Annotated in this window: 20 protein-coding genes and 1 riboswitch; of the genes, 5 read left to right on the top strand and 15 right to left on the bottom strand. The window is 49.0% G+C overall.

Annotated features, from left to right (window positions below):
- Positions 1 to 5 precede the first annotated feature (5 nt).
- A complete protein-coding gene (gene gatA / locus KNO96_RS08450) occupies positions 6 to 1,448 on the bottom strand; it encodes an Asp-tRNA(Asn)/Glu-tRNA(Gln) amidotransferase subunit GatA (protein WP_214703348.1) in 1,443 nt (480 codons plus the stop codon).
- 11 nt (positions 1,449 to 1,459) lie between these two features.
- Positions 1,460 to 1,750 carry an Asp-tRNA(Asn)/Glu-tRNA(Gln) amidotransferase subunit GatC gene (gatC, locus tag KNO96_RS08445; RefSeq protein ID WP_012727041.1) on the bottom strand — a complete coding sequence of 97 codons (291 nt, stop codon included), beginning with the start codon at positions 1,748 to 1,750 and terminating at the stop codon, positions 1,460 to 1,462.
- A gap of 214 nt (positions 1,751 to 1,964) precedes the next feature.
- Between gatC and KNO96_RS08440 the strand changes: the two genes are divergently transcribed.
- Positions 1,965 to 3,668 carry a methyl-accepting chemotaxis protein gene (locus KNO96_RS08440; RefSeq protein WP_214703347.1) on the top strand — a complete coding sequence of 568 codons (1,704 nt, stop codon included), beginning with the start codon at positions 1,965 to 1,967 and terminating at the stop codon, positions 3,666 to 3,668.
- 37 nt (positions 3,669 to 3,705) lie between these two features.
- On the opposite strand, the gene KNO96_RS08435 is transcribed toward KNO96_RS08440, so the two are convergent.
- From KNO96_RS08435 to KNO96_RS08415, 5 genes are all read right to left on the bottom strand, one after another.
- Positions 3,706 to 5,067 (bottom strand): alanine/glycine:cation symporter family protein, encoded by a 1,362-nt coding sequence (locus KNO96_RS08435; RefSeq protein WP_214703346.1) that lies wholly within the window; start codon positions 5,065 to 5,067, stop codon positions 3,706 to 3,708.
- A gap of 256 nt (positions 5,068 to 5,323) precedes the next feature.
- A complete protein-coding gene (locus tag KNO96_RS08430; RefSeq protein WP_214703345.1) occupies positions 5,324 to 5,905 on the bottom strand; it encodes a DUF2335 domain-containing protein in 582 nt (193 codons plus the stop codon).
- A gap of 31 nt (positions 5,906 to 5,936) precedes the next feature.
- Positions 5,937 to 6,164 (bottom strand): hypothetical protein, encoded by a 228-nt coding sequence (locus KNO96_RS08425; RefSeq protein WP_214703344.1) that lies wholly within the window; start codon positions 6,162 to 6,164, stop codon positions 5,937 to 5,939.
- A 125-nt stretch (positions 6,165 to 6,289) separates the two neighbouring features.
- Positions 6,290 to 6,724, bottom strand: a complete 435-nt coding sequence (gene bcp, locus KNO96_RS08420; protein WP_214703343.1) for a thioredoxin-dependent thiol peroxidase — start codon at positions 6,722 to 6,724, stop codon at positions 6,290 to 6,292.
- A 12-nt stretch (positions 6,725 to 6,736) separates the two neighbouring features.
- On the bottom strand, positions 6,737 to 7,540 hold the full coding sequence (locus KNO96_RS08415; protein WP_214703342.1) for a nuclear transport factor 2 family protein: 804 nt from the start codon (positions 7,538 to 7,540) through the stop codon (positions 6,737 to 6,739).
- 172 nt (positions 7,541 to 7,712) lie between these two features.
- On the opposite strand from KNO96_RS08415, the gene pruA reads away from it, so the two are divergent.
- Entirely contained in the window at positions 7,713 to 9,257 is a 1,545-nt protein-coding gene (gene pruA, locus KNO96_RS08410; protein WP_026825331.1) for an L-glutamate gamma-semialdehyde dehydrogenase, read from the top strand.
- A 39-nt stretch (positions 9,258 to 9,296) separates the two neighbouring features.
- On the opposite strand, the gene KNO96_RS08405 is transcribed toward pruA, so the two are convergent.
- From KNO96_RS08405 to KNO96_RS08380, 6 genes are all read right to left on the bottom strand, one after another.
- Positions 9,297 to 10,532 (bottom strand): HD domain-containing phosphohydrolase, encoded by a 1,236-nt coding sequence (locus KNO96_RS08405; protein ID WP_214703341.1) that lies wholly within the window; start codon positions 10,530 to 10,532, stop codon positions 9,297 to 9,299.
- A 126-nt stretch (positions 10,533 to 10,658) separates the two neighbouring features.
- Complete coding sequence (ribH, locus tag KNO96_RS08400; RefSeq protein ID WP_026825330.1) at positions 10,659 to 11,123, bottom strand: 6,7-dimethyl-8-ribityllumazine synthase; 465 nt, start codon at positions 11,121 to 11,123, stop codon at positions 10,659 to 10,661.
- Positions 11,124 to 11,128: 5 nt separating this feature from the next.
- Positions 11,129 to 12,304: a 3,4-dihydroxy-2-butanone-4-phosphate synthase gene (gene ribB / locus KNO96_RS08395; RefSeq protein ID WP_026825329.1), complete on the bottom strand. Its 1,176-nt coding sequence runs from the start codon at positions 12,302 to 12,304 to the stop codon at positions 11,129 to 11,131.
- Positions 12,304 to 12,945, bottom strand: coding sequence for a riboflavin synthase (gene ribE / locus KNO96_RS08390; RefSeq protein ID WP_214703340.1), 642 nt, complete (start codon positions 12,943 to 12,945; stop codon positions 12,304 to 12,306). The genes ribB and ribE overlap by 1 nt, the downstream gene beginning before the upstream one ends.
- On the bottom strand, positions 12,945 to 14,009 hold the full coding sequence (gene ribD / locus KNO96_RS08385; RefSeq protein WP_026825327.1) for a bifunctional diaminohydroxyphosphoribosylaminopyrimidine deaminase/5-amino-6-(5-phosphoribosylamino)uracil reductase RibD: 1,065 nt from the start codon (positions 14,007 to 14,009) through the stop codon (positions 12,945 to 12,947). Before ribD ends, ribE begins: the two co-directional genes overlap by 1 nt.
- 152 nt (positions 14,010 to 14,161) lie before the next feature.
- Positions 14,162 to 14,304: riboswitch (FMN riboswitch) on the bottom strand.
- 80 nt (positions 14,305 to 14,384) lie between these two features.
- On the bottom strand, positions 14,385 to 15,197 hold the full coding sequence (locus KNO96_RS08380; protein WP_214699698.1) for an undecaprenyl-diphosphate phosphatase: 813 nt from the start codon (positions 15,195 to 15,197) through the stop codon (positions 14,385 to 14,387).
- A gap of 452 nt (positions 15,198 to 15,649) precedes the next feature.
- On the opposite strand from KNO96_RS08380, the gene KNO96_RS08375 reads away from it, so the two are divergent.
- Positions 15,650 to 16,291, top strand: coding sequence for a homing endonuclease associated repeat-containing protein (locus KNO96_RS08375; protein ID WP_026825325.1), 642 nt, complete (start codon positions 15,650 to 15,652; stop codon positions 16,289 to 16,291).
- A gap of 43 nt (positions 16,292 to 16,334) precedes the next feature.
- Here the strand turns inward: KNO96_RS08375 and KNO96_RS08370 are convergent, their stop codons facing one another.
- Both KNO96_RS08370 and KNO96_RS08365 read right to left on the bottom strand, forming a co-directional pair.
- A complete protein-coding gene (locus tag KNO96_RS08370) occupies positions 16,335 to 18,014 on the bottom strand; it encodes a sensor domain-containing diguanylate cyclase (protein WP_214703339.1) in 1,680 nt (559 codons plus the stop codon).
- Positions 18,015 to 18,303: 289 nt separating this feature from the next.
- A complete protein-coding gene (locus KNO96_RS08365) occupies positions 18,304 to 19,134 on the bottom strand; it encodes a DegV family protein (protein ID WP_214703338.1) in 831 nt (276 codons plus the stop codon).
- Positions 19,135 to 19,295: 161 nt separating this feature from the next.
- Here KNO96_RS08365 and KNO96_RS08360 point away from each other — a divergent pair, with 161 nt between their 5' ends.
- Together KNO96_RS08360 and KNO96_RS08355 are read left to right on the top strand one after the other, a co-directional pair.
- The gene (locus KNO96_RS08360) at positions 19,296 to 19,994 is read left to right on the top strand and encodes an ABC transporter ATP-binding protein (RefSeq protein WP_026825322.1); all 699 of its coding nucleotides are present in this window, start codon (positions 19,296 to 19,298) and stop codon (positions 19,992 to 19,994) included.
- A gap of 12 nt (positions 19,995 to 20,006) precedes the next feature.
- Entirely contained in the window at positions 20,007 to 22,328 is a 2,322-nt protein-coding gene (locus tag KNO96_RS08355) for an ABC transporter permease (protein ID WP_214703337.1), read from the top strand.
- The last annotated feature ends 47 nt before the right edge of the window (positions 22,329 to 22,375 follow it).

Raw genomic sequence — 22,375 nt, 5'->3', positions numbered from 1 at the left:
CCTCCTTAGAGCTGTGGCATCTTGAAACCGCCGTTTGCTTGTTCAAAAGCATGGGCCACGCGGTAAAGTGTTGATTCATCAAAGTAGTTCCCGATAATTTGAAGACCGACCGGAAGTCCTTCTGAAAGACCTGCCGGGACCGAGATGGCCGGGATACCGACCAAGTTGACCGGAATCGTCATGATATCGTTCGCATACATCGTGAGCGGATCGTCGAGTTGTTCGCCGAGTTTGAACGCTGTCGTCGGTGCCGTTGGGCCAACGATCGCATCATACGCTTCGAACACTTTAGCGAAGTCCTGCTTCATGAGAGTACGGACTTGTTGTGCTTTCTTATAAAACGCATCGTAATAACCAGAGCTGAGCGCATATGTCCCGAGCATGATCCGGCGCTTCACCTCGTCACCGAAACCTTGTTCACGCGAATACGTGAATACTTCGTCGAGCGTGTCTGCTTCAGCGCGGCGTCCGTAACGGATGCCGTCGAAACGAGCCAAGTTCGAAGAGGCTTCTGACGAGGCGAGCAAGTAGTACGCCGAGAGGGCATACTTCACAGACGGAATCGAGACCGTCTCGATTGTCGCACCGAGAGACTTGAGCGTCTCGATCGCTTTTTCAATCTGTTCACGGACGCCAGGTGCGACACCTTCTGCCATGAATTCTTCCGGAAGTGCGAACTTCATGCCCGTCAAATCTTGGTTGAGCGCTGCCGTATAGTCCGGCACCTCGACCTCTGCTGACGTGGAGTCCATATCGCAATGTCCCGCGATCGTATTCAATAAGTAAGCATTGTCTTCGACGGTACGCGTGAGTGGACCGATTTGGTCGAGTGACGACGCGAAGGCCACGAGGCCGAAACGTGAGACGAGGCCGTATGTCGGCTTCATCCCGACGACACCACAATACGCGGCCGGTTGACGAATCGAACCACCCGTATCCGAACCGAGGCTAAAGAGGACTTGCCCAGCTGCGACCGATGCCGCTGAACCGCCTGAAGAACCTCCTGGTACACGTGTCGGGTCCCATGGGTTTTTTACTGGTTTGAACGCGGAATTCTCGTTTGAAGAACCCATCGCGAACTCGTCCATGTTCAACTTCCCGATTGTGACGGTACCGGCGTCATGAAGACGCTCGACGACTGTCGCATCGTGTGCCGGGAAGAAGTTCTCAAGGAACGTCGAGGCACATGTCGTGCGCATCCCTTTCGTGACGATGTTGTCTTTCACACCGATCGGCATGCCGAAGAGTGGATTGTCTGACGTTTTCGCCAGCTCATCCATACGTTTCGCCTGTTCGAACGCCTCTTCGTTCAGTGTCAAAAATGAACCGATTTGATCATCTGTCGCTTCGATTCGGTCGAACGACTCTTTGACGAGGTCCGTGACCGTGACTTCGCCTTCTTTTAATAGCGTGTGTAGTTTCGCTACACCGTGGTCAAATAAACTCATGAAAGGCCTCCTTACTCAAAGACCGCAGGGACACGGACTTGACCGTTCTCCCAGTCGGGTGCCATCCGTTCGACTTCCTCACGTGGAAGCGATGGACGAACCTCGTCTTTGCGTAGTACGTTTTTCAAATCTAGGGCATGGGTCGTCGGTTCGACGCCCGTTGTATCCAGCTCATCGAGTTGCTCGGCGAACTCGAGAATTTTTGTCAATTGCTCCGTGAAGTGCGTCACTTCTTCATCCGTGATCGCAAGTCGGGCAAGTCCGGCGACGTGCCGAACTTCAGCTTCTGTAATGCGAGCCAAAATTCCCACCTCCAACAGTTTTCAATACATCGTTCATTATCATACCACTTTTTCATGAGACAAAAAAGAAAATCTATCTCGTTTCAAATTGTGTCATTTTTAATAAAGTAGGGGAATCTCGTCTGAATATTGACCCGCTTTCGAAATTAGCTATACGGTCGATGACAGATTCTGATTATGCTAAAGGTAGAACAGATTCGTAAGGAGGAATCGTATGTCGATTCGGAATAAACTGATCACTGCTTTTAGCATCATGTTTGTGTTGCTTCTCGGTGTAAGCGGTTACTCGTGGTATGCCCTGAACGTATCAAAAGCAGCACAAGAAGACATGACCGTCTCCTGGGTACCTGGGATGGACCAAATTCATCAAGTTGATAAACAGCTGCTCGAAATACGTCGTCACTTGGTTCGTCACGCCCTCGTCGATGACGCGGTGACGAAACAAAACATTGAGCGGGACATTCAAGCGTCCGTCGCGATTTTAGAACAGCGGATGGATAGCTACGACGATACGATTATCGCGGACGAGGATCAACAACTTTTCGATCAAACAAGTGCGAATTGGACCGACTATCAGAACGTGATGAGTGAACTTCTTCGTATCTCAAACGAAGAAGGTACAGCTGCCGCTGAAACATATATCCGTGATACAGCCGATGCAAGCGCAGATACACTCTCGAACTCCCTTGGCCTCCTCGTCAACTTGAATCGCGAGGAAATCCAGACAGACACAGCAGCCGCCGCTGAGCTGTTCGACCAAGTTCAACTCACACTATTTATCGTCCTTGGAATCGCTGCCGTCATGACAATCCTCATGATGCTCTTCATCTTCCGATCAATCTTTGAACCACTAAAAGAGTTCAAAACGAAGATGCATGAGCTCGCCACGAGTGATGGGGATTTGACGACGTCGATTCCTGTGAAGCGCCGTGACGAGTTCGCCGGACTCGCACGTGACTTTAATCAGTTCATCGCCAACCTGCGTCAGTTAATTCTTCAAGTGAACGACGTGACGACAGGGGTGACGAAACAATCGACACATATGTACGAAGAGTTGAAAGAACTCGACACATATATGACGACGACCGCTGCGACGACAGAAGACTTGACCGCCGGTATGCAACAAACGGCGGCGAGCGCACAAGAGATGAACGCTTCCGCCTCAGATATGGAGCGGACGATTCACCACATCGTGACGATGGCCGATGAACGAAAAACGGAAGCGAGACAAATCGATGAACGCGCCCTCTCCCTCAAGTCGCACGCAGTGGAGGCGAAAGAGAACGCGATCAGCGTCCTTCAGTCGACGCGTGCAAACTTGGAGAAAGCGATGCAAGATGCGAAAGCCGTCCGTGAAATTGCGACGCTCACAAACGACATCCTCGACATCGCCGCTCAGACGAACCTATTGTCGCTCAATGCATCGATCGAAGCGGCACGTGCTGGTGAGGCCGGACGTGGATTCGCCGTCGTCGCCGACGAGATCCGAAAACTCGCCGAGACGAGCCGGGCGACCGTCGAACGCATTCAAGTCATCTCAACAACCGTCCTTCATTCGGTCGATCATTTGAACGAGAGCTCCGGACAGATGCTCAACTTCCTCGACACGAACGTCTTGAAAGACTATGATCAACTGGAAGTGGCGGCCGGACAATATAGCTCGGACGCGGGACGTTTTGAGACGACCGCGACCGAATTCGCCACTGCTGCTGGAGAACTCGAGCAGTTGACTTCGAACATGATCGGCGTCATTCAAGATGTAGCGACGACCGTCAACAACGGGGCACTCGGCACGCAGGAGATTGCTGAAAAAGTGACGATGTCCGTCGAACGTTTCACCGAACTGAACCACGCGACTGAACAATCGCAACAAAAGATGGAAGAACTCGACTCACTGATTCGCCAATTCAAGGTATGAAAAGAACCCGCCGACATATGTCAGGCGGGTTTTCTTATCAGGCGACAGATTGCGCCGTTTCTTTTTTACGTTCGAGTTCGAATCGTTTCGTCTCGGCGACAACCACGCCTGAGAGGAACAGTAGTCCAATCAAGTTCGGAATCGCCATGAGACCGTTGAACACATCCGAGATGGACCAAATCAAATTCAAGTTCGTCGTCATCGCACCGAGTCCTGCGACTAAAATATAGAGGACACGATACGGGACGATCACTTTCTCCCCAAGTAGATAATACGCCGAACGCTCCCCATAATAGCACCAGCCAAGGACGGTCGAATAGGCGAAGAAGACGAGTGAGACCGTCACGATGATTTCCCCGATCGGTCCTAAGAAATACGCGAATGACGCTTGTGTCAAGGCAATCCCTTCAAGCCCTTCCGTATATTGACCACCCATGACAATCGTGAGCCCCGTGATTGAACAGACGATGAGCGTGTCAATCAAAACTTGTGTCATCGAAACGAGTGCTTGTCGTCCCGGGAAGTCGGTCTTCGCTGCCGCGGCCGCGATCGGTGCAGATCCAAGCCCTGCCTCGTTAGAGAACACACCGCGCGCGACCCCGTAGCGAATCGCTGCACCTAATGCACCACCGCCGATGGCTTCGGCACTGAATGTGCTCGAGAACATCGTCGATAAGGCACCTGGTACCAATTCAAGGTTCATAATGAGAATCACGAGCCCACTTCCGACATACGCTAAGATCATGAACGGTACGAATATGCCGACAACTTTCCCAATCGATTTGACGCCACCTAAGATGACGAACGCTGTGACGGCCATCATGACGATTCCCGTCACAATCATCGGGACGTCAAATGAGTTGTTCAGGGCGAGACTGATCGAGTTTGTCTGTACCCCATTCCCGATACCAAAGGCTGCGACCGATGCGAATAACGCAAACAACATACCGAGCCACTTTTTCTTCAATCCGTGTTCTAAGTAATACATCGGTCCCCCGGCAATCTCACCGCGTTCATCGACGACACGATATTTGACGGCAAGGATCGCCTCCGCATATTTCGTCGCCATTCCGACGAAACCAGATAACCACATCCACACGACGGCACCCGGTCCCCCGAGGACGATCGCCGTCGCGACACCGACCATGTTTCCGGTACCGACCGTTGCCGCCAATGCCGTCATGAGTGCCTGGAAATGCGAGATGTCCCCTCGTTGCTTCTTCTTCGGTTTATCATTCTTCGGAATAAATGCCTCTTTCAAGCCGACACCTAGCCTCGTCACCTGAATAAAGCCAAGACGAATCGTCAGGAAGACTCCCGTCCCGACGAGTAAGATTAATAAATGTGGCCCCCATACGAGATTTGACAAACTCGCCAGCCAACTTTCAATTTGATTCACCGTGTTGCTCTCCTCCTACGTTCTTGATTTGAGCGCTCTCCCTATATTTTTCAGAACATTCGCAATCGAGTCAAGGCAAGGTATTGTAAGTAAGCGGTTTCAACTCGTTATATAATTGTTACATTTCCCTTTCGACCTTGTTGTTATAAGCTTTCTGAAATTATTTTCGAAATATGATTGTAATATTTTCAATATGAGTTTAAATAAAAAAGAACTCGATTAAAAAATATTAATCGAATTCATAAAACAAATTATTCTATTTGCTCTCTTGTTTATCGTCATCAGATTCATTTTCGTCTTCACTCGAATCTTTTTCACCTATTTTTCTAATCGTAACAATGCTTACTAAGCTTACAATAACACCTGCAATGACGGTAAAACCATAACCTGCTTTGTCTATTGCAATTAAAGTAAGACCTCCAATAACAAATGTAAGCGCTAAAATAAAGCCAAGTATAACACCTAAATTATTGTTAAATGAACTTTTGTTAACAATTGATTTCCGTAAATCAGATTCCCTTATTTCAATTTCATGCCTATGTTCCATCTGTTTCCGTGCCATTTCAAAGATTTCTTTCGGGGCATCTTCATAAACCTCAGCATATTGTCTTAGATGTTCTGGATGTGGCAAAGGACCTGAGAATCGCATTCTTCTCTCTACTGTCTTTGTAAAAGTACGCTCTAAAGAAAGACGCTCCTCTTCGTTCAGTTTATTGTAAACATCTTGATTATCATGCTTAATCATATCTAGAATTTCTTCTTCATGATTTTCAATATCCTGTGTATTTTCTACGACATCAATTTCATCATTAACATTGTGATCATCAGGACTCTGCATCAAGATTTCCTCACATTTTCATTTTTTGAAATCACAAATTATATTTTTTCTCAAATTCTTCAATAGCAGATTCAAAATCTTTTTTGATTTCTAGCCAATCTCGTTGGAAGGATTCATAGTCATTTGTAGGATTTGTGTGTTGAATATGAAAAACTTCCGTCTTTTTCTTCGATTTCATTCTAGATAAATTAAATGCGTTCGCATATTCATATAAAGTGAAAGATGTTTTATTTTTCTTAGGAGTCATTAACTTATTCATTTTTTATTCCTCCTGTTTAAAAAAACATACGCTATTTTATTAATGATCTTTTTAAAATTATACTATTTTTACGTTAGCAAGTAAAATAACTATATAGTGTGCTAAGTAACACTAAGTAATCATGATTACTTTAAAGCAGCCACAACTTCCTCGACGTGCCCTTTCACTTTAACGTTGCGCCACTCTTCTTCAATATAGCCGTCCTCATTGATGAGAAAGGTCGAACGGACGATGCCGTAGTACTCTTTGCCGTAATTTTTCTTCAGCTGCCATGCGCCATAAAGTTCCGACACCTCATGGTCCGCGTCAACGAGCAAATCAAACGGCAGGTCATTCTTCGTAATGAAGTTCTGATGTTTCTTTTGACTGTCCGCCGAAATCCCGAGGACGACCGCCCCTTCCATTTTCGGCATCGCATCACGGAAGTCGCACGCCTCTGTCGTGCAACCCGGCGTCGAGTCGCGGGGATAAAAGTACAAGACGACCTTTTTACCTCGATAATCTTCAAGCGAAATGATGTCTCCGTTTTGATTCAGTAATGAGAATGTTGGTGCGAGCATCTGTTTTCCTCCTTAGCCAAACGACGGGTCGACGAGTTGTTCGTCGTAACCATCGACTGCTTCTTCTAGTTTAGTTTTTAGCGGGTCCAGCACTTCGATATACTGAATCGGATTTTCCGTCGCAGCCGCTTCTCGAAGTGTCTCCTCGTTGTCCGTATACCATTTCGCATACGCTTTAAAATAATCGGTCATGATCGTTTGGTTCTCCTCGACTGTCAACGTCTCTGCCATGAGCAGGAAGACGTTATTGTCTGCCTCGAGCGCCATATAGTCGGTCTGGGCATTGACTTGATCATAAATGGGACCAGCCTCATCCTCCGGAATCTCAGCAAGACGGGCGTTCGCCTCGGCATTGACCCCGTATTCATTCGCCTCCACCCCGATGAGGAGCTCGCTGACATCGGCGATCACATCCTTTGGCAATGCAGCCGGTGTGATGACGAGTGACCAGTCCTCCCCTTCCTTCACAGCGACCTTGCTGAGTCGGTTCGGAAGCGGATTTCCGTCTTGGTCGACCATTTCGTGGACAAGAAATGCCACATCTTCGTCCTCGTTGACCCAACTCTCATAGATGTCACCTGGGGCAATTTGGCGGGTGACGGCACCGGTTGCCGGAAGATCGGTTAACCGTCCGGCATAATCGATGCTCGCGAGCGTTTCAGCATCGCCCGACTCGAGCGCCGCTTGATAGTTCGCATACACTTCCGTCACGGCATCCGGCAATGGCCGTTCCGTTTCTTCTACCGTCGATTCTTCATCGTTGCCACATGCCCCGAGTGCAAAGACAAGGAGTAGCGGAATGAACCATTTTTTCATGTTGTTCGTCCTTTCTAAAGCTGCCTTCTCCCCCATCCTATCATGTCTCGATTTAACGCTCCAATGTCATGTGTTTCTAGAAAAATTGTTTCACTAGGATTTCGGTCATAATTTCGATACAATACAGACGTAAGCGCTTTATCGCTCAACATCACTTTAAGGGGGAACGAGAATGATTCCATACAAACATGAACCATTCACAGACTTTACACAAAAAGAGAATGCCGATGCTATCCAAGCGGCAATCGAGAAAGTGAACGGTGAGCTCGGGAAAGACTATCCGCTCGTAATCGGTGGGGAAAAGGTTACGACGGAAGGTAAAATCACGTCTTACAACCCGGCTAACAAAGAAGAAGTGATCGGTCGCGTCTCAAAGGCGAACCAAGAGCTCGCAGAACGCGCGATGCAAGAAGCACTCACAGCGTTTGACTCATGGCGCCATGTCGACCCGTCCGTCCGTGCAGACGTCTTGTTCAAAGCAGCGAACATCGTCCGCAAACGTAAACATGAGTTCTCGGCTTACCTCGTCAAAGAAGCAGGTAAACCATGGAACGAAGCAGATGCGGATACGGCGGAAGCGATTGACTTTATGGAATACTATGCACGTCAAATGCTCGAACTCAAACCAGGTAAGAAAGTCGAGAGTCGTCCAGGCGAATACAACCGTTATGACTACATCCCACTCGGGGTCGGGATCGTCATCAGCCCATGGAACTTCCCGTTCGCGATTATGGCCGGTACAGCAGTCGCGGCGATCGTGGCCGGTAACACGATTCTCTTGAAGCCAGCTTCAACGACACCGATCATCGCTGCGAAATTCGTCGAAGTGATGGAAGAGGCAGGTCTTCCAAAAGGCGTGCTCAACTTCATCCCTGGACCGGGCGCAGAAGTCGGTGACTACCTCGTCGACCATCCGAAGACGCGCTTCATCAGTTTCACAGGATCACGTGATGTGGGCCTTCGCATCAACGAACGTGCTTCTAAATTGAGCGAAGGGCAAATCTGGCTCAAACGCGTCATCGCAGAGATGGGCGGAAAAGACACGATCGTCGTCGACGAATCAGCCGACCTCGAACTCGCTGCACAATCAATCGTCAAGTCGGCTTTCGGTTTCTCAGGTCAGAAATGCTCTGCTTGCTCACGTGCCGTCATCGTCGACAGTGTGTATGACACAGTGCTCGATCGTGTCGTCGAACTTACGAACGAACTCTCTGTCGGGAACACAGAGAAGAACGAACACTTTATGGGACCAGTCATCGACGCAGCAGCCTTCAAGAAAATCACATCGTACTTCGATGTCGCAAAAGAAGAAGGACGCATCGTCGCAGGTGGAAACGCTGATGACTCGACAGGATACTTTGTCGAGCCGACCGTTGTCGCAGACGTTGACCCGAAAGCGCGCCTCATGCAAGAAGAGATCTTCGGACCAGTCGTCGCGTTCACAAAAGCAACAGACTTCAAAGAAGCAATCGAGATTGCGAACAACACCGAGTACGGTTTGACGGGTGCGGTGCTCACGCGCGACCGTGTAAATCAAGAGTTTGCTCGCCAAAACTTCCATGTCGGTAACCTGTACTTCAACCGTGGTTGTACAGGCGCAATCGTCGGCTATCAGCCGTTCGGTGGATTCAACATGTCCGGAACGGATTCAAAAGCAGGTGGCCCGGATTATATCCATCTCCACATGCAAGCGAAGACAACATCTGAAACGTTCTAATTGATAAAGAGACGGTCCCTTAGGGTCGTCTCTTTTGATTCAGTGTGCTTTAAATGTCTGATCAAACATAATCGCAATCTCTTCTTGAAGAAGGAGGAACAGTTCGAACAAGTTCGGATCGAACGTCCCGTGCATGTCTCGCATTGTCGCAATCGCGTCTTCGTGTGAAAAGGCAGATTTATAAGGCCGGACGGTCCTGAGTGCATCATACACGTCGATAATCGTGACAATCCGCGCTTCAAGTGGAATCTCTTCACCTTTCAACCCTTTAATATACCCAGTCCCATCCCAGCGTTCATGATGATAGAGCGCGATATGATAGGCCATTTGGATGAAGTAATTTTGAGGGAACTGAGCCTGCAAATCTTTTAATACTTCGCCTCCGACATACACGTGGTCACGCATAAGGACCCATTCCTCATCGGATAATGTATTCGCCTTCAGTAGGATTGAGTCCGGGACCGAAATTTTGCCGATGTCATGGAGCGGTGCCGCTAGTCGAATCCCTTCGATGAATAGCAGTGAGACATCTGGATGATGGTGTTCATATAAAATCGACGCAAATAACGTCGATAAATCCTGCACCCGTTCGATATGGTTCCCCGTCTCATTGTTACGGAGAGCCGATAGGCGTAAAAGCGTCCGAACGAGTCCTTCTTGATAATCGATCAATTCTTTCTCACGCTGCGCGAGAACACGCTGCGCTTCTTCCCGGCTCGCCTCGATCCGATGGCGTTCAACGGCTCCAAGAAGGGCGCTACTAAAGTCTTGTAACGCTTGTTGTTCATATTCCGTGTACGTTCGCTCTGTTACAACGGAATCGAATCCGACAAATCCCTGACACATCTCCCCTTGCATCATCGGGACCGCGAGCAGACTTTGAATCGACTGTGGTTCGAGGATTGCGCGGACTGCATTGTCTTCTGGCAAGTCAACTACACGAGGAATATACATTGTCTCGCCCGCCACGTGCGTGTTGACCCACTCCGGCAATACGTCGATTGGCACGTCTTGAAGATTGGCGATCTCGGCTGTGATCCCTTCGGCGCACCATTCGAACGTGTTATGACAGACTTGATTCGTGAAATCGTAATCAAACACATAGACGCGGTCGACCGCAAAGTAATGTCCGAGTTCGGCTAGCGACTGGTCAACCCGCTTTTTAAAATCCGCAATCTCTGTCGTCAAAAAGCGATTGAGGAGTGACGAAAGCAGGTGATGAAGTCGCTCTTGTTGTTGTAACTGTAACGTCAATGATTCATGCGAAGTTGCCACGTGCCAAACCTCCCCTATCAACTAAAATGAAATCAATCGTTCCATGCACTTCTTTTACCCAATTTTCAGTCTTTTTATCCTAGTTTATCCATTTGAAAAGCCAGGTGGTGACCACCCGGCTTTTGATTATACTTGTTTCAATAAATTGGCCATCTCGATGGCGGAAGTCGCCGCTTCCCATCCTTTATTGCCTGCTTTTGTTCCCGCACGCTCAATCGCCTGTTCAATCGTCTCCGTCGTCAACACGCCGAAGATGACCGGGACTTCGGATTGATAGCTCGCCTGTGCGATCCCTTTTGCCGCTTCGTTACAGACGTAATCAAAGTGTGGGGTCGCACCACGGATGACGGCACCGAGCGTGATGACCGCATCATAGTTTTGACTCATCGCCATCTTTTTCGCGACGAGGGGAAGTTCGAACGCACCCGGGACGAACGCGAGCGATACATCCTCTTCTTTCACCCCATGACGCTTCAAAGCATCCTTCGCCCCGTCAAGCAGACGCATCGTAATCAAGTCGTTGAACCGGCCGACGACGATTCCAATCTTTAACCCTTCTCCAACTAAGTTTCCTTCAAATGTATAGGTCATGTCCTTCATCCTCCAATATGATTCATTTTGAGTTGTTTCGTCATTCGATACGATTCGTTCGCCTCGTGCGCTCCGACATGAATCGGAACGCGTTCGACGACCATGATGCCACACGATTCCAAGGCATCGACTTTCTCAGGGTTGTTTGTCATGAGCCGGACACGCTTCACTCCGAGGTCACGGAGCATCGCCGCGCTCACCCGGTAGTCCCGAATGTCCGGATGAAACCCGAGTACCACGTTCGCCTCGACCGTATCCAATCCTTTCTCTTGAAGTGCATACGCCTTCAGTTTGTTCAACAGCCCGATGCCCCGCCCTTCCTGACGCATATAAAGCACGATGCCTGACTCCTGCTCGATTCGTGCCATCGCGGCATCGAGTTGCGGACCACAATCACACCGGAACGACCCGAAAACATCACCCGTCAAACATTCCGAATGAATGCGTACGAGCGGGATGTCCGTGAGCGTCTCGGTGACGAGGGCTACGTGCTCCTGCCCGTCAAACCGATTCTCGTAGCCAATCACTCGAAACGTCCCTTTCGATGAGGGTAGCGCTACGTCTGCTTCGCGCGTGACGAGGTTTGTCTCCATATACCGGACTAGCGCTTCGATTGTGATGAACGCCAACCCATGACGTTCAGCGACTTGAACCAAATCGGGTACGCGCGCCATCTCCCCGTCCTCTCGAATGATTTCACAAATGACTGCTACCGGCTCACTTCCCGCGAGACGCGCCAAATCAACTGAAGCTTCGGTGTGACCTCGGCGAACCGAGACGCCGCCTTTTTTCGCAATCAGCGGGAATAGATGCCCCGGTCGCTGGAAGTCGGAAGGACGGGAAGACGGGTTCGCCAGTTCACGAACAGTGTGAGACCGTTCCCTCGCCGAGATCCCGGTCGTCGAATCGATATGGTCGACACTGACCGTAAACGCTGTACCGTGCGGGTCCGTACTGTTCGTCACCATCGGCGAAAGGTCAAGACGTGCCGCCACTTCTTCCGCGACAGCGCTACAAACGAGCCCTTTCCCTTCCGTAATCAAAAAGTTCATCGTCTCAGGTGTCATCTTGTCTCCTAGTACGACAAAATCTCCTTCATTCTCGCGGTCCTCGTCATCCACGACGATGATGGGACGTCCTCGTCTCAATTCCTCAAGCGCCCGTTCAATCGAATCAAACATTACCATCCCGCCTTTCCATATCCTTGTTCCGCCAACGACTCGAGTGTCATCTTCGACTGCCCGATTACTTTTTCCATATATTTTGCTAACAGATCACATTCTAAATTGACCAAATCACCAGTCTGTTTCGTTCCTAGAACGGTCTCGCTATACGTATGGGGAATTAACGATAGTGTGAATCCTCGCTCCGACACGTCAAACACGGTCAAGCTCGTTCCGTCTACGGAAATCGAGCCTTTCGGTACGATGTAGGAGAGAAGCGTACGTTCACATCGGATGTCGACATACACCGCATTCGCGAGCTGTCGTTTCTTCGTGATTCGTCCGACCCCGTCGACATGGCCGGATACGAAATGCCCGCCGAATCGTCCGTTCGCCGGCATCGCCCGCTCGAGATTGACACGTGTTCCCGGTTTGACCCCTTCTAAACTCGACGCCTTCAACGTTTCCGGCATGACATCGACAGAGAACGTCGCGTCATCGAACGTCGTCACCGTGAGACAGATCCCATTCACGGCAATACTGTCCCCGAGCTTCACATCATCGAGCACTTTCTCAGCTGACAAGACGAGTCGTAAAGATGGCCCGTTGCGCTTGACCGCTTTGACCGACCCGATTTCTTCTACGATTCCCGTGAACATCAGAACGCCCCCTTTCGAAGGACGACTTTCAAGTCGGGTCCGACCGTTTCGACCTGATGAATCATAAAACGGGAGATGTCCTCAATCGAACCAACCTGTTGTGAGCGATAGACGCCATGTTTCCCGCCGAACACTCGTGGTGATTGATAGGCGACCCATTCATCCACGTAGCCTCCGTCAAGGAGTGATGTGACGAGCGTCGGACCGGCCTCAATCAATACACGCCCGATTCCATTCGCGTATAGTGTTTCGAGGACCATACCGAGCGACGTATAATCGAATAATTCGACGCCGACAGCTTGAGCTCGTTCACGTCGCTCTGCTTCATCAGACGAAGTGAAGAGGAGCACCGGGACGTCTTCTGCGGTCCGGGCCAGCGTACTGGCGAACGGTAATCGTAGGTCACGGTCGAGCACGACCCGTTTCGGTTGACGCGTCTCATGACCCAATCGAACCGTGAGCGACGGATCATCCGCAAGCACCGTGCCAATCCCGGTCAAAATTGCATCGACGGTGGCACGTAGTTCATGCACATCACGACGGGCTTCCGGGCTTGTCACCCATTGACTCTCTCCCGTCTCCAAGGCGACTTTCCCATCGAGGCTCGTCGCCGTCTTCAAGATGACATACGGTCGTTTCGTCTCAAGCGACCGCAAGAACGCGGGATTCAATGCCCGCGCCTCCTCCTCAAGCAGACCGACTTCGACCTCGATACCGGCCGTTTGAAGACGAATGATCCCATTGCCTGCAACGAGCGGGTTCGGATCCTTCATGGCGACGATGACACGTTTGATGCCCGATTCCACGATCAGATTTGCGCACGGCGGCGTCTTGCCTTGATGCGAGCACGGTTCGAGCGTGACATATAATGTCGCCCCGTATGCAGCGGGACCAGCCATCCGGATGGCATGGACCTCTGCATGTGGTTCGCCCGCCTTGAGATGGGCACCCATTCCGACGATGCGTCCGTCTTTGACGAGCACGGCGCCGACGAGCGGATTGACACCGGTTTGACCATCGGCTGATTTGGCCAATTGAATGGCCTGTTCCATGTACTGTTTCATCTTTCTCCCTCCTTTTTCCGTACAAACAAAAGACCCTAAGGAAAGGTCCTTAGGGTCTTGGTGGGAGGGTTCCGTCGCTTTTGGGCAAGCCAAATAAACGTTTTCTATACAGAAAAGCGTACGACGAAGCACAGGTCACGCGGACCTGTTTTTTGTTCCTTCTCCCATCCAGACTATACTGTCGGCTCTAGAGTCTCACTAGATCCACCGTTCGCACACGTGCGCCCGGGTCACGGACTTAGGGCATGGGCCCATCACCGCCGGTTGGGAATTTCACCCGACCCCGAAGGAATATTTGTTTGTACAGATTTACTGTATCGCAATTATTTTTATTACGCAAAACAAAAAACGCCACTCGTGAGAGTAGCGTCCCGATTATGCGAGAAAGAGGACGACGAGAAGTCCAACAATCCAGCAATAATATGAGAAATATTTCAATTCGCCTTTCGCCATGATGTGTTGGAACCACTTCAACGAAATGGCCGTCAACACGTAAGATGCGATGAATGCCAGGATGAGCGGACCGAACAAGTCACGCGTCTCCGGATTCGTAAAGAGCGTCGGACCATCCAAAATCATCGTCCCGAGACTGATTGGGATGAACAGGAAGAACGAGAAACGAAGTGCCGATTCTTGCTTGATGCCGAGTAACATCGCCATGACGATCGTCGCCCCGGACCGACTGATTCCGGGAATGAGTGCCACGGCTTGCGCGAGCCCGATCAATACGGCGTCACGAAGCGTGATGCCACCGTCTCCTTTGTTCCCTCGCATGTTTCGGATGAACCAAAGGGCGAGTCCCGTAATGATGAGCGTATACCCGACTGTCGCCACGCCACCGAGCACTTCTCCGATCCAGTCCCCGAAAAGGACACCAAGGACACCGGCTGGCACCGTTGCAACGAGTAGTAATCCGATGAACTTCACATCGACCATCGTCTCGTCCGTTCGGTCTTTTTTGAATAAGAAGGTCCACAAACTCACGATGAGGCGAACAACATCTTTTCGATAAATCGTTAAGACAGCGAGAAGCGAAGCGAAGTTTACGAAAACTTCAAATGACAATCCCGGCAAGTCAATGTTAAATAGTTCTTGGAAGATAACGAGATGTCCACTCGATGAAATCGGAATCGGCTCAGTGAAACCTTGAATCAATCCAAGCAACGTATAAAATAACCAAACTGTCATAGTGATGATCCTCTTTTCTGTTTTTCACTCAATGCGGCTATTTTAGCAGAATCGGACTTTCATTGACCAGTCGTTTAATTTTTTTTGAACTAATTTCATAATTCGATTGATTAGTCTGAAAATTAAATTTATTATAGAAGGGTACTCATCTGGAGCGAAGGCGATGACCCCAACTCTCCAGTTGGGTACTTTTTTATAAAATATGACAATTTTGGATGATTAAAACTTTATGTTTACATTTCTCACGATATTCGATTTAATTTGTAATAGAGCTGTTACCATTTTTTGAAATTATCAACTGAGTCTTTAGTCCTACCTAATTCTTAGGAATTGTTTAAAAAAATTCAAATTCACGTTAATAAATCCGAAAAACAATCCGATAGTATGATTGTAGAAGCATTTTTTTCATCTTTGTCGGTTCAGATTTGAGTCCACGGAAGGAGGAACCATCATTGAGTCAAACGCTATCCACTAAATCCCATCACTTGTCCACCGAACAGCAAAGGATGATCCATTGCATCCGCCTTCTCGGGGACTTGCTGAAGGAACGTCCACGCCGGTCTGTCTACCGTCGCTTCGCGATGGAACAGAAATGGCCATCCCCTGAATCCATCATTCGTCAGTTCGGGTCATGGGCTGAGGCACTTGCCATCGCAGGCTATGAATGGCATGGAGAATCTACTGTCGAATTGCCAGACAAAATGCCGAAGTATACACGTGAGGACATCGTCGAGACGCTCGCACTTTATTCGCGAGACATGGGCTCGATTATCACCTTGAAGAAGTATCAGCAATGGCGAAAGCTCCATCCGAAGGCACCGAGCCATTATCATATCGTCAAAACGTTCGGTTCGTGGCATGATGCCTGTGCCGAAGCGGGCCTTGAGGCGAGTGTGACCTATTCGAAAACAGAACTATCCGATGCTCTTCGTGAAGCCATTCAAGAAATGGGATTTTCGCTTTCATTCGAAGCGTATCGTGAATGGGCGAAGCGGAATAACAAACCTTCAACAAAAGCCATTTTACATCGCTATGGCTCCTGGTCAGCCGCTGTTCATGCGGTTGAATCTGAACTTTATAATACGAACTCATAATCATTTCATACAAAAGGAGGATCCCCGTGCGGAGGTCCTCCTTTTATCTGACTTCTGTCGATAGGTCGCGATAGTGGGCGACCCGGTCACGTCCATTGAATTTTGCCCCGACATACATAGCCCTGTCCGCATGCCTCAATACCGTATCGAGGTCTTCATACTCATGAATCGTTTCAATCCCAATACTCGCCGTCACGGTGATTCGCATTCCTTCTGTCCCAAAATCATGCTGTTTCAAGGTTTCCCGTATCTTCTCACCGACTAGATGGGCTGCCTCCTCATCCATTCTCGGGAAGACGAACACGAATTCTTCTCCTCCGTATCGTGTCACCAAATCCGTCGCCCGGACATTTCGTGTGAAGAGTTGACTTGCTTCAATCAACACCTCATCTCCGAACGCATGTCCATACGTATCGTTGATTGACTTGAAGTGATCTAAATCGATGAGGAAGAGCGAGAGTGGATAAGAGGCGACATCGTTTAATCGTTCTTTTGTCCAACTCCGTAATGCCCGCTGATTATGTAATCCAGTCAGTGGGTCCGTCAAACTCTCCTGTTGCAAACGATTGCGTTCGTCGATTCGCTCGATTGACCACGATAACGTTTTAAGGAGCCTGTTCACTTCGACGGCAATCGGTGTCTCGTATGCCCCGTTGGCTGTCGTCGATACCATGCAGCTGACAGCCGTTTCTGCTCCCCAAACCGGTGGAATGACAAGCGCCGAGTGATGCAATTCCTGTTGTTGTCGTTGCAGCTCAGGATGCCATTCATGTAACGAGTCGTAGACGAAACACGACTCATCTACATCTTGATAGCGCTCGATTATAAATGCGTCCGGCACACTAGGGATGATGCGACCCATCATGTCATAAAACGTCCGTTCCCCTTTTCTGTTGACTTGAAGCCAACCACGCTCTACTTCAACAATGTCACGTAGTCCGTTCCAAAATTTCTCAATCAACAGCTGCTCGCTATTTACTCGATATAACTGTTCCTTCAAACGTTCGACCTGGTCGACTTTGGATTTCGTCTCTTCCGTCTCCGTCGCTTTTGACATTGTCATTTTTAAAATGGACAAGACGAAGAACGTGACGATAAAGCCGACATAATCGAACAATAAATATGCCTCAATCGCAATCATCGTAAATAACAATTCGAGCGATACGACAAGCCAGTCGAAACGAATCAGACGGAACATGATCGGTAGCGGGATTCGTTCCCCGACCATAAAGTAAGACAGGGCAAAACTCATCGTGAGCATGAAAAAGAGCATTCCTAAAAATGCGAGCATCGCTACGCCTTGTTGAATCAAGTGAACAGATTCTCCGATTCGTCCTCCAAGTCCAATATAGGTGAGTCCCGGTAACAAGACGAGGAGACTTTCAATCACCGTGTTGAGCGGATAAAAATGCAAGAATCGTCTGCGTCCGACCTTGTGATTGAAGGCCCGTGCCTGAAATGTAAGAAGGAGTAACTGCCCCATCAGGAGAGCTGGAGCAAGTCCATACAGGAAAAAAGTGATGAAGACGAACATCTCATGAAACGTGAAATGCAAATGTCTACGTTTGAGCGGGTTCATGACAAACAACGCACCAAGCGTATAAATAAACCAAAACAACGGCCAATCGAACGAATCAAGGTGTTGGATGGTCAAATAAGTCACACCCGTGAAGACGAGCATCCACGCGAGCCAGCTCCGAACCAGATACTTCCGAAATCGCATCGTCTCCCCCCTCTTCTCGTTCATTTTTTCTAGTATGACCCGTAATGCAAAAACATTCCAGCAATTGTTTGAAAGTTGAGACAATGAAATATTGAAAAGATTCCCAATTCAATGTTTCGCTAATATTGATGTCGGCAACAACCTTTATAAAAGGGGGCTAACCATGGACTTTTCTCTATTCCTGATTACGTTTTTGTTCATCTATTCGCTTACCATCACATTTCTCTATTTACGGAAACAGAAGAATACGTAGAAAGGGCGGCCCTCACAGAAGGACCGCCCTTAACCATTACTTCGCTTTAACATAAGAAATTCCGATTGACCCGGAGCCCGTATGCGCCCCGAGAAGTGGTGCGAGCGTATCGACTCGGATCGGAATCGTGTCACCGAGTCGTTGTTTCCACTCCTCAGCAAGTTCAGGGACGTTCCCGTGAAAAATCGAAACGTCTTGACACTCGCCGCACTCGATTGCCGCACGCAACACTTCGAACAAGTGAGCCTGTGCTTTCTTGTATGTGCGAACCGTTTGATACGGAACGATCAACCCATCCTCAAATCGTAGTACCGGTTTCAATTGAAGCATGTTCCCGATGAGCGCCTTCGATTTGGAGATTCGTCCGCCTTTTTGCATTTGCGTCAAATTTTGAATCGTCAATTCGATGCGGACGTCCTCGACGCGCACCTTCATGTAGGCTTCTACGTCTTCGAGCGCATCGCCTCGTTCGACCCGTTCAATCAACTCCTCAAGCATGAGTCCCATCGTGTAGATGCCTGCCCGTGAATCGATGGCGAGTAATTTAAAGTTCGCAATCTCGGCCCCTTGTACAGATGCCGAATACGTCCCGCTTAAGTCCGATGACAAGTGAATCGCGATTCCCATGTCATACTCTTCTTTCAATTTTTCATAGAGCGTGACAAAGTCTCCGATTGCAGGCTGACTCGTCGACACGCGCTCCCCCGCATCGATCCACTCGTATACGGTTGTCGCATCGACTTCGATTCCGTCTTTATACGGTTGATCCCCTTTGACGACGTAAAGTGGAACGATATGGATGTCAGGATGTTTCGTTAAAGCATCCGGAAGGACAATTGTGCTGTCTGTAATATAGGCAATCTTCATGAAAAGTTCTCCCTTTAAAAAGTTTATTAGTACCTGGTTATATTATTTTATCACAGGTGAAGCGGTTTCACTATTTTTTCAAAACATCCTATGTGCTTGATGACCAATCTTTTCTCGAAAAGGGTACAGTATGTATAACGAATGAAGGAGGTGTGTTTAATATGATTCAACTACAGAACGTCAATAAAATCTATAAGACAGGCGATGTGGAAACAGCCGCCTTGAAAGACATCGACCTCACCATCCGTGATGGCGCGTTCGTCGTGATTCTTGGTCCGAGCGGAAGTGGGAAAAGTACACTACTCAATGTCATCAGTGGGCTCGACACCGTCACATCCGGCAAAATCACGTTCGGGGACACCATCCTGACTGATTTGTCTACTGAGCAGATGACGTCATTTCGACGCGATCACCTCGGCTTTATCTTTCAACAATACAACCTCCTTCAAAACTTGACCGTCTATGAGAACGTGCAACTCGGATCCGATCTATCGAAAGACCCACTCTCGATCGATGACCTGCTCGAACAGGTCGGACTCGCGGCAGCACGTGATAAATACCCGTATCAATTGTCCGGTGGCGAACAGCAACGCGTCTCGGTCGCCCGTAGCCTTGCTAAAAATCCGGCCCTCGTCTTTTGTGACGAACCGACGGGGTCGCTCGACGAAGAAAATTCGAAAAAGGTGCTTGAGCTGTTAGAGCGTTTGAACGAGACATACAAAAAAACAATTGTCGTCATCACGCACAACAATGGCATCAGTGAGATGGCAGACGATGTCATCAAGATGAACTCCGGTCGAATCACTGAAGTGACCCACCATGACATCCGGGTCGCGGCACGGGACATCCATTGGGGATAAGGAGGTGGTGATATGCTTTATAAAAATGTGTGGAAGACATTAAGTAAAAAATGGATGCAACTCCTTGCCATTGCAATCATCATCGTCATGAGTTCGCTCACATACACGATGATGTTTTACGGCATCAGCGGAATCGAGGTCCCGACCGAAGAATATCTAGAGCAATCGAACCAAGAAGATTTCGCCATTGAGATGCTCAACCGGGTAACGGAAGAAGAGCTGCGTGACCCCGATGTCGCCGCCCTAGCAAGTACAGGTACTTTCACCTTATCCGACATCAAACGAGCCGATAAGGGCGTCTTCAACCGTCTCATCACCTCACGAATTGATGCGGTCGAAAAAGAAATGCCGGATGCGACGATTGAACTGCGCGATTTGAAAGCCATCACGTACACACTCGATGGTGCCGAACATCGCGGACTGTTAATTAAAGAATCGGACACGATCAATCGCTCCTACCTTGAAGCAGGTGACAGACCGAACACGAACGACGAGGTCGCCCTCAATAAAAAATACGCAGAAGAGAACGGGATTGAAGTCGGGGACATGATCGATCTCGGTCGACCGTTCACAGTGAGCGGGTTTGTCCTCTTCCCCGACTACACGCTTCCACTCTTCGATGATAATTTATTCAATCTTGACCCGGGTTCGCAAACGCTTCTTCTCATGACGGATGAATCGTTCGAGTCAATTGTCGGACAAGAGTCATTCCGATTATCAGGTGTGACCGACCAAACGGTTGAGACCGACCTCGAACTACCTTTTGTCGTCTCGGTCATGGAAACCGAGAACATCATCCGAAGCGGCGCCATCTATAGTGAAATTTCATCCGGGAAGGCGATGGCCCTCGGACTCAGTTTGTTTATCGTTTCAATCGCTGTCATCATCGTCGCCATTCTAATCTCGAATATGCTCGAGGCCGAACGTGGTCAAATTGGACTGTTAAAAGCAATCGGATATAGTCGCCGTCAAATCGCCGCGCCTTATCTAGTGCTTATCTTAATTTTCGCTTTCTTCATGCTCATCATCGGTTATTTCCTCGGACTCTATTTCGCAAATCCATTAAAAGAACTGTATCTCGACTTTTATCTCTTGCCGTCCATCACGATTGCCCAAAGTCCGCTTGTCTTTTTGACGGCTGTATTTGCCCCACTGTTCTTCTTCGCGCTTGTCGCGGGCGGGGTCATCTATAAAATCATGGGAGAGAGCGCCCTCGCCCTCCTGTCACCGCGAGACAATGTCTCGCTCAATCGACTCAGCCGTCTCGTCAGTCGACTGTTGAAACAGGCGAGCGGCAAGACGAAATTTAAATATTTGTATGCGGTTAAGAGCACGGGGAGCTTCTTGATTTTCTTCCTCGGCATCTTGTTCTCAACAATCCTCATCATCTTCGCCCTCATGATGAACGGTGCCGTCGACCGAATGACCGTGGGAGGATTGAACGATGCCGTCTATGAATATGAAGCCTATACGGACTCGACACCGACTGTAGAAGAGGGTCAAGAGCCGTTCCTCACCTACCCGTTCGCCTTTGTCGAAGACAAACTCATCACTTTGAAAGGGTTGAGTGACGACAACACATTGTTTCCGCTTCAGAATGAGGACGGGGACAAGTTGGTACCGGAATCCGGTGGGTTGATCGTCTCTTCCTCGCTTGCCCTGAAACTTGGTCTTGAGACCGGACAAGAAATTGACGTTGACCTTGACGGAGACACGCTGACGTACCCGATCATTGGCATCGCCGATGAATTTTCCGGAGACTTCGCCTACCTGCCCCGAACAGAATTGAGTGAACTGTTAAGTGACGGAGTGACAGATAGCCTGTTCAACGGGATTTATGCGACGGAGCGTCCGAATGAGTCGGATTATCCGACCATTTTGTCCCGCCAAGGATTGATTGAACAGTCCGAGTCGATCAATCAATATATGAACTTCATGATGAACGTCTTAATCGGCGGAGCATCCCTCATCGCCTTCAGTATCCTGTTCGTTCTGACGGCGCTCACGGTCGAGAAGAACTACTACGTGATCTCGCTTTTAAAAGTGATGGGGTATCAGAAACGAGAAGTCCGCTCGATGATTTTGAACAGCTACTTCATCTACGCACTCGTCTCTGCTCTCTTGAGTATTCCGATTGCCCTGTTGACACTCCGAGTCATCATCGTCGTTTTCGCAGAAGATTACGGGCTCGTTCTTCCGCTTGAATTCGAATGGATTTATATCGTCTACACGCTTGGCGCGGTCGCTCTCCTCTTCTTCATGAGCACGTTCGTCAGCCGACGGAAGATCGATCAAATCCCACTTCAGGAAGTATTAAAGTCATATCAAGAATAATTTATGCCAAAATAGGGCATAATAGAGGATAGACCAGACCTCTCTTG

Source organism: Exiguobacterium sp. s89 (assembly GCF_018617735.1).
Taxonomy (GTDB): domain Bacteria; phylum Bacillota; class Bacilli; order Exiguobacteriales; family Exiguobacteriaceae; genus Exiguobacterium; species Exiguobacterium marinum.
Note: the sequence above shows the minus strand (reverse complement) of the source record. Positions and strands in the feature narration are given on the sequence as shown.

Bases quoted from the DNA above. Each gene is read 5' to 3' on its own strand.
- KNO96_RS08440 (WP_214703347.1), top strand. From the start codon at position 1,965: ATGTCGATTCGGAATAAACTGATCACTGCTTTTAGCATCATGTTTGTG.
- KNO96_RS08425 (WP_214703344.1), bottom strand. From the start codon at position 6,164: ATGAATAAGTTAATGACTCCTAAGAAAAATAAAACATCTTTCACTTTA.
- KNO96_RS08355 (WP_214703337.1), top strand. From the start codon at position 20,007: ATGCTTTATAAAAATGTGTGGAAGACATTAAGTAAAAAATGGATGCAA.
- pruA (WP_026825331.1), top strand. From the start codon at position 7,713: ATGATTCCATACAAACATGAACCATTCACAGACTTTACACAAAAAGAG.
- KNO96_RS08360 (WP_026825322.1), top strand. From the start codon at position 19,296: ATGATTCAACTACAGAACGTCAATAAAATCTATAAGACAGGCGATGTG.
- KNO96_RS08380 (WP_214699698.1), bottom strand. From the start codon at position 15,197: ATGACAGTTTGGTTATTTTATACGTTGCTTGGATTGATTCAAGGTTTC.
- ribE (WP_214703340.1), bottom strand. From the start codon at position 12,945: ATGTTCACGGGAATCGTAGAAGAAATCGGGTCGGTCAAAGCGGTCAAG.
- ribD (WP_026825327.1), bottom strand. From the start codon at position 14,009: ATGAAACAGTACATGGAACAGGCCATTCAATTGGCCAAATCAGCCGAT.
- KNO96_RS08415 (WP_214703342.1), bottom strand. From the start codon at position 7,540: ATGAAAAAATGGTTCATTCCGCTACTCCTTGTCTTTGCACTCGGGGCA.
- gatA (WP_214703348.1), bottom strand. From the start codon at position 1,448: ATGAGTTTATTTGACCACGGTGTAGCGAAACTACACACGCTATTAAAA.
- ribH (WP_026825330.1), bottom strand. From the start codon at position 11,123: ATGACCTATACATTTGAAGGAAACTTAGTTGGAGAAGGGTTAAAGATT.
- bcp (WP_214703343.1), bottom strand. From the start codon at position 6,724: ATGCTCGCACCAACATTCTCATTACTGAATCAAAACGGAGACATCATT.
- KNO96_RS08365 (WP_214703338.1), bottom strand. From the start codon at position 19,134: ATGAAGATTGCCTATATTACAGACAGCACAATTGTCCTTCCGGATGCT.
- KNO96_RS08370 (WP_214703339.1), bottom strand. From the start codon at position 18,014: ATGCGATTTCGGAAGTATCTGGTTCGGAGCTGGCTCGCGTGGATGCTC.
- KNO96_RS08430 (WP_214703345.1), bottom strand. From the start codon at position 5,905: ATGCAGAGTCCTGATGATCACAATGTTAATGATGAAATTGATGTCGTA.
- ribB (WP_026825329.1), bottom strand. From the start codon at position 12,304: ATGTTTGATTCGATTGAACGGGCGCTTGAGGAATTGAGACGAGGACGT.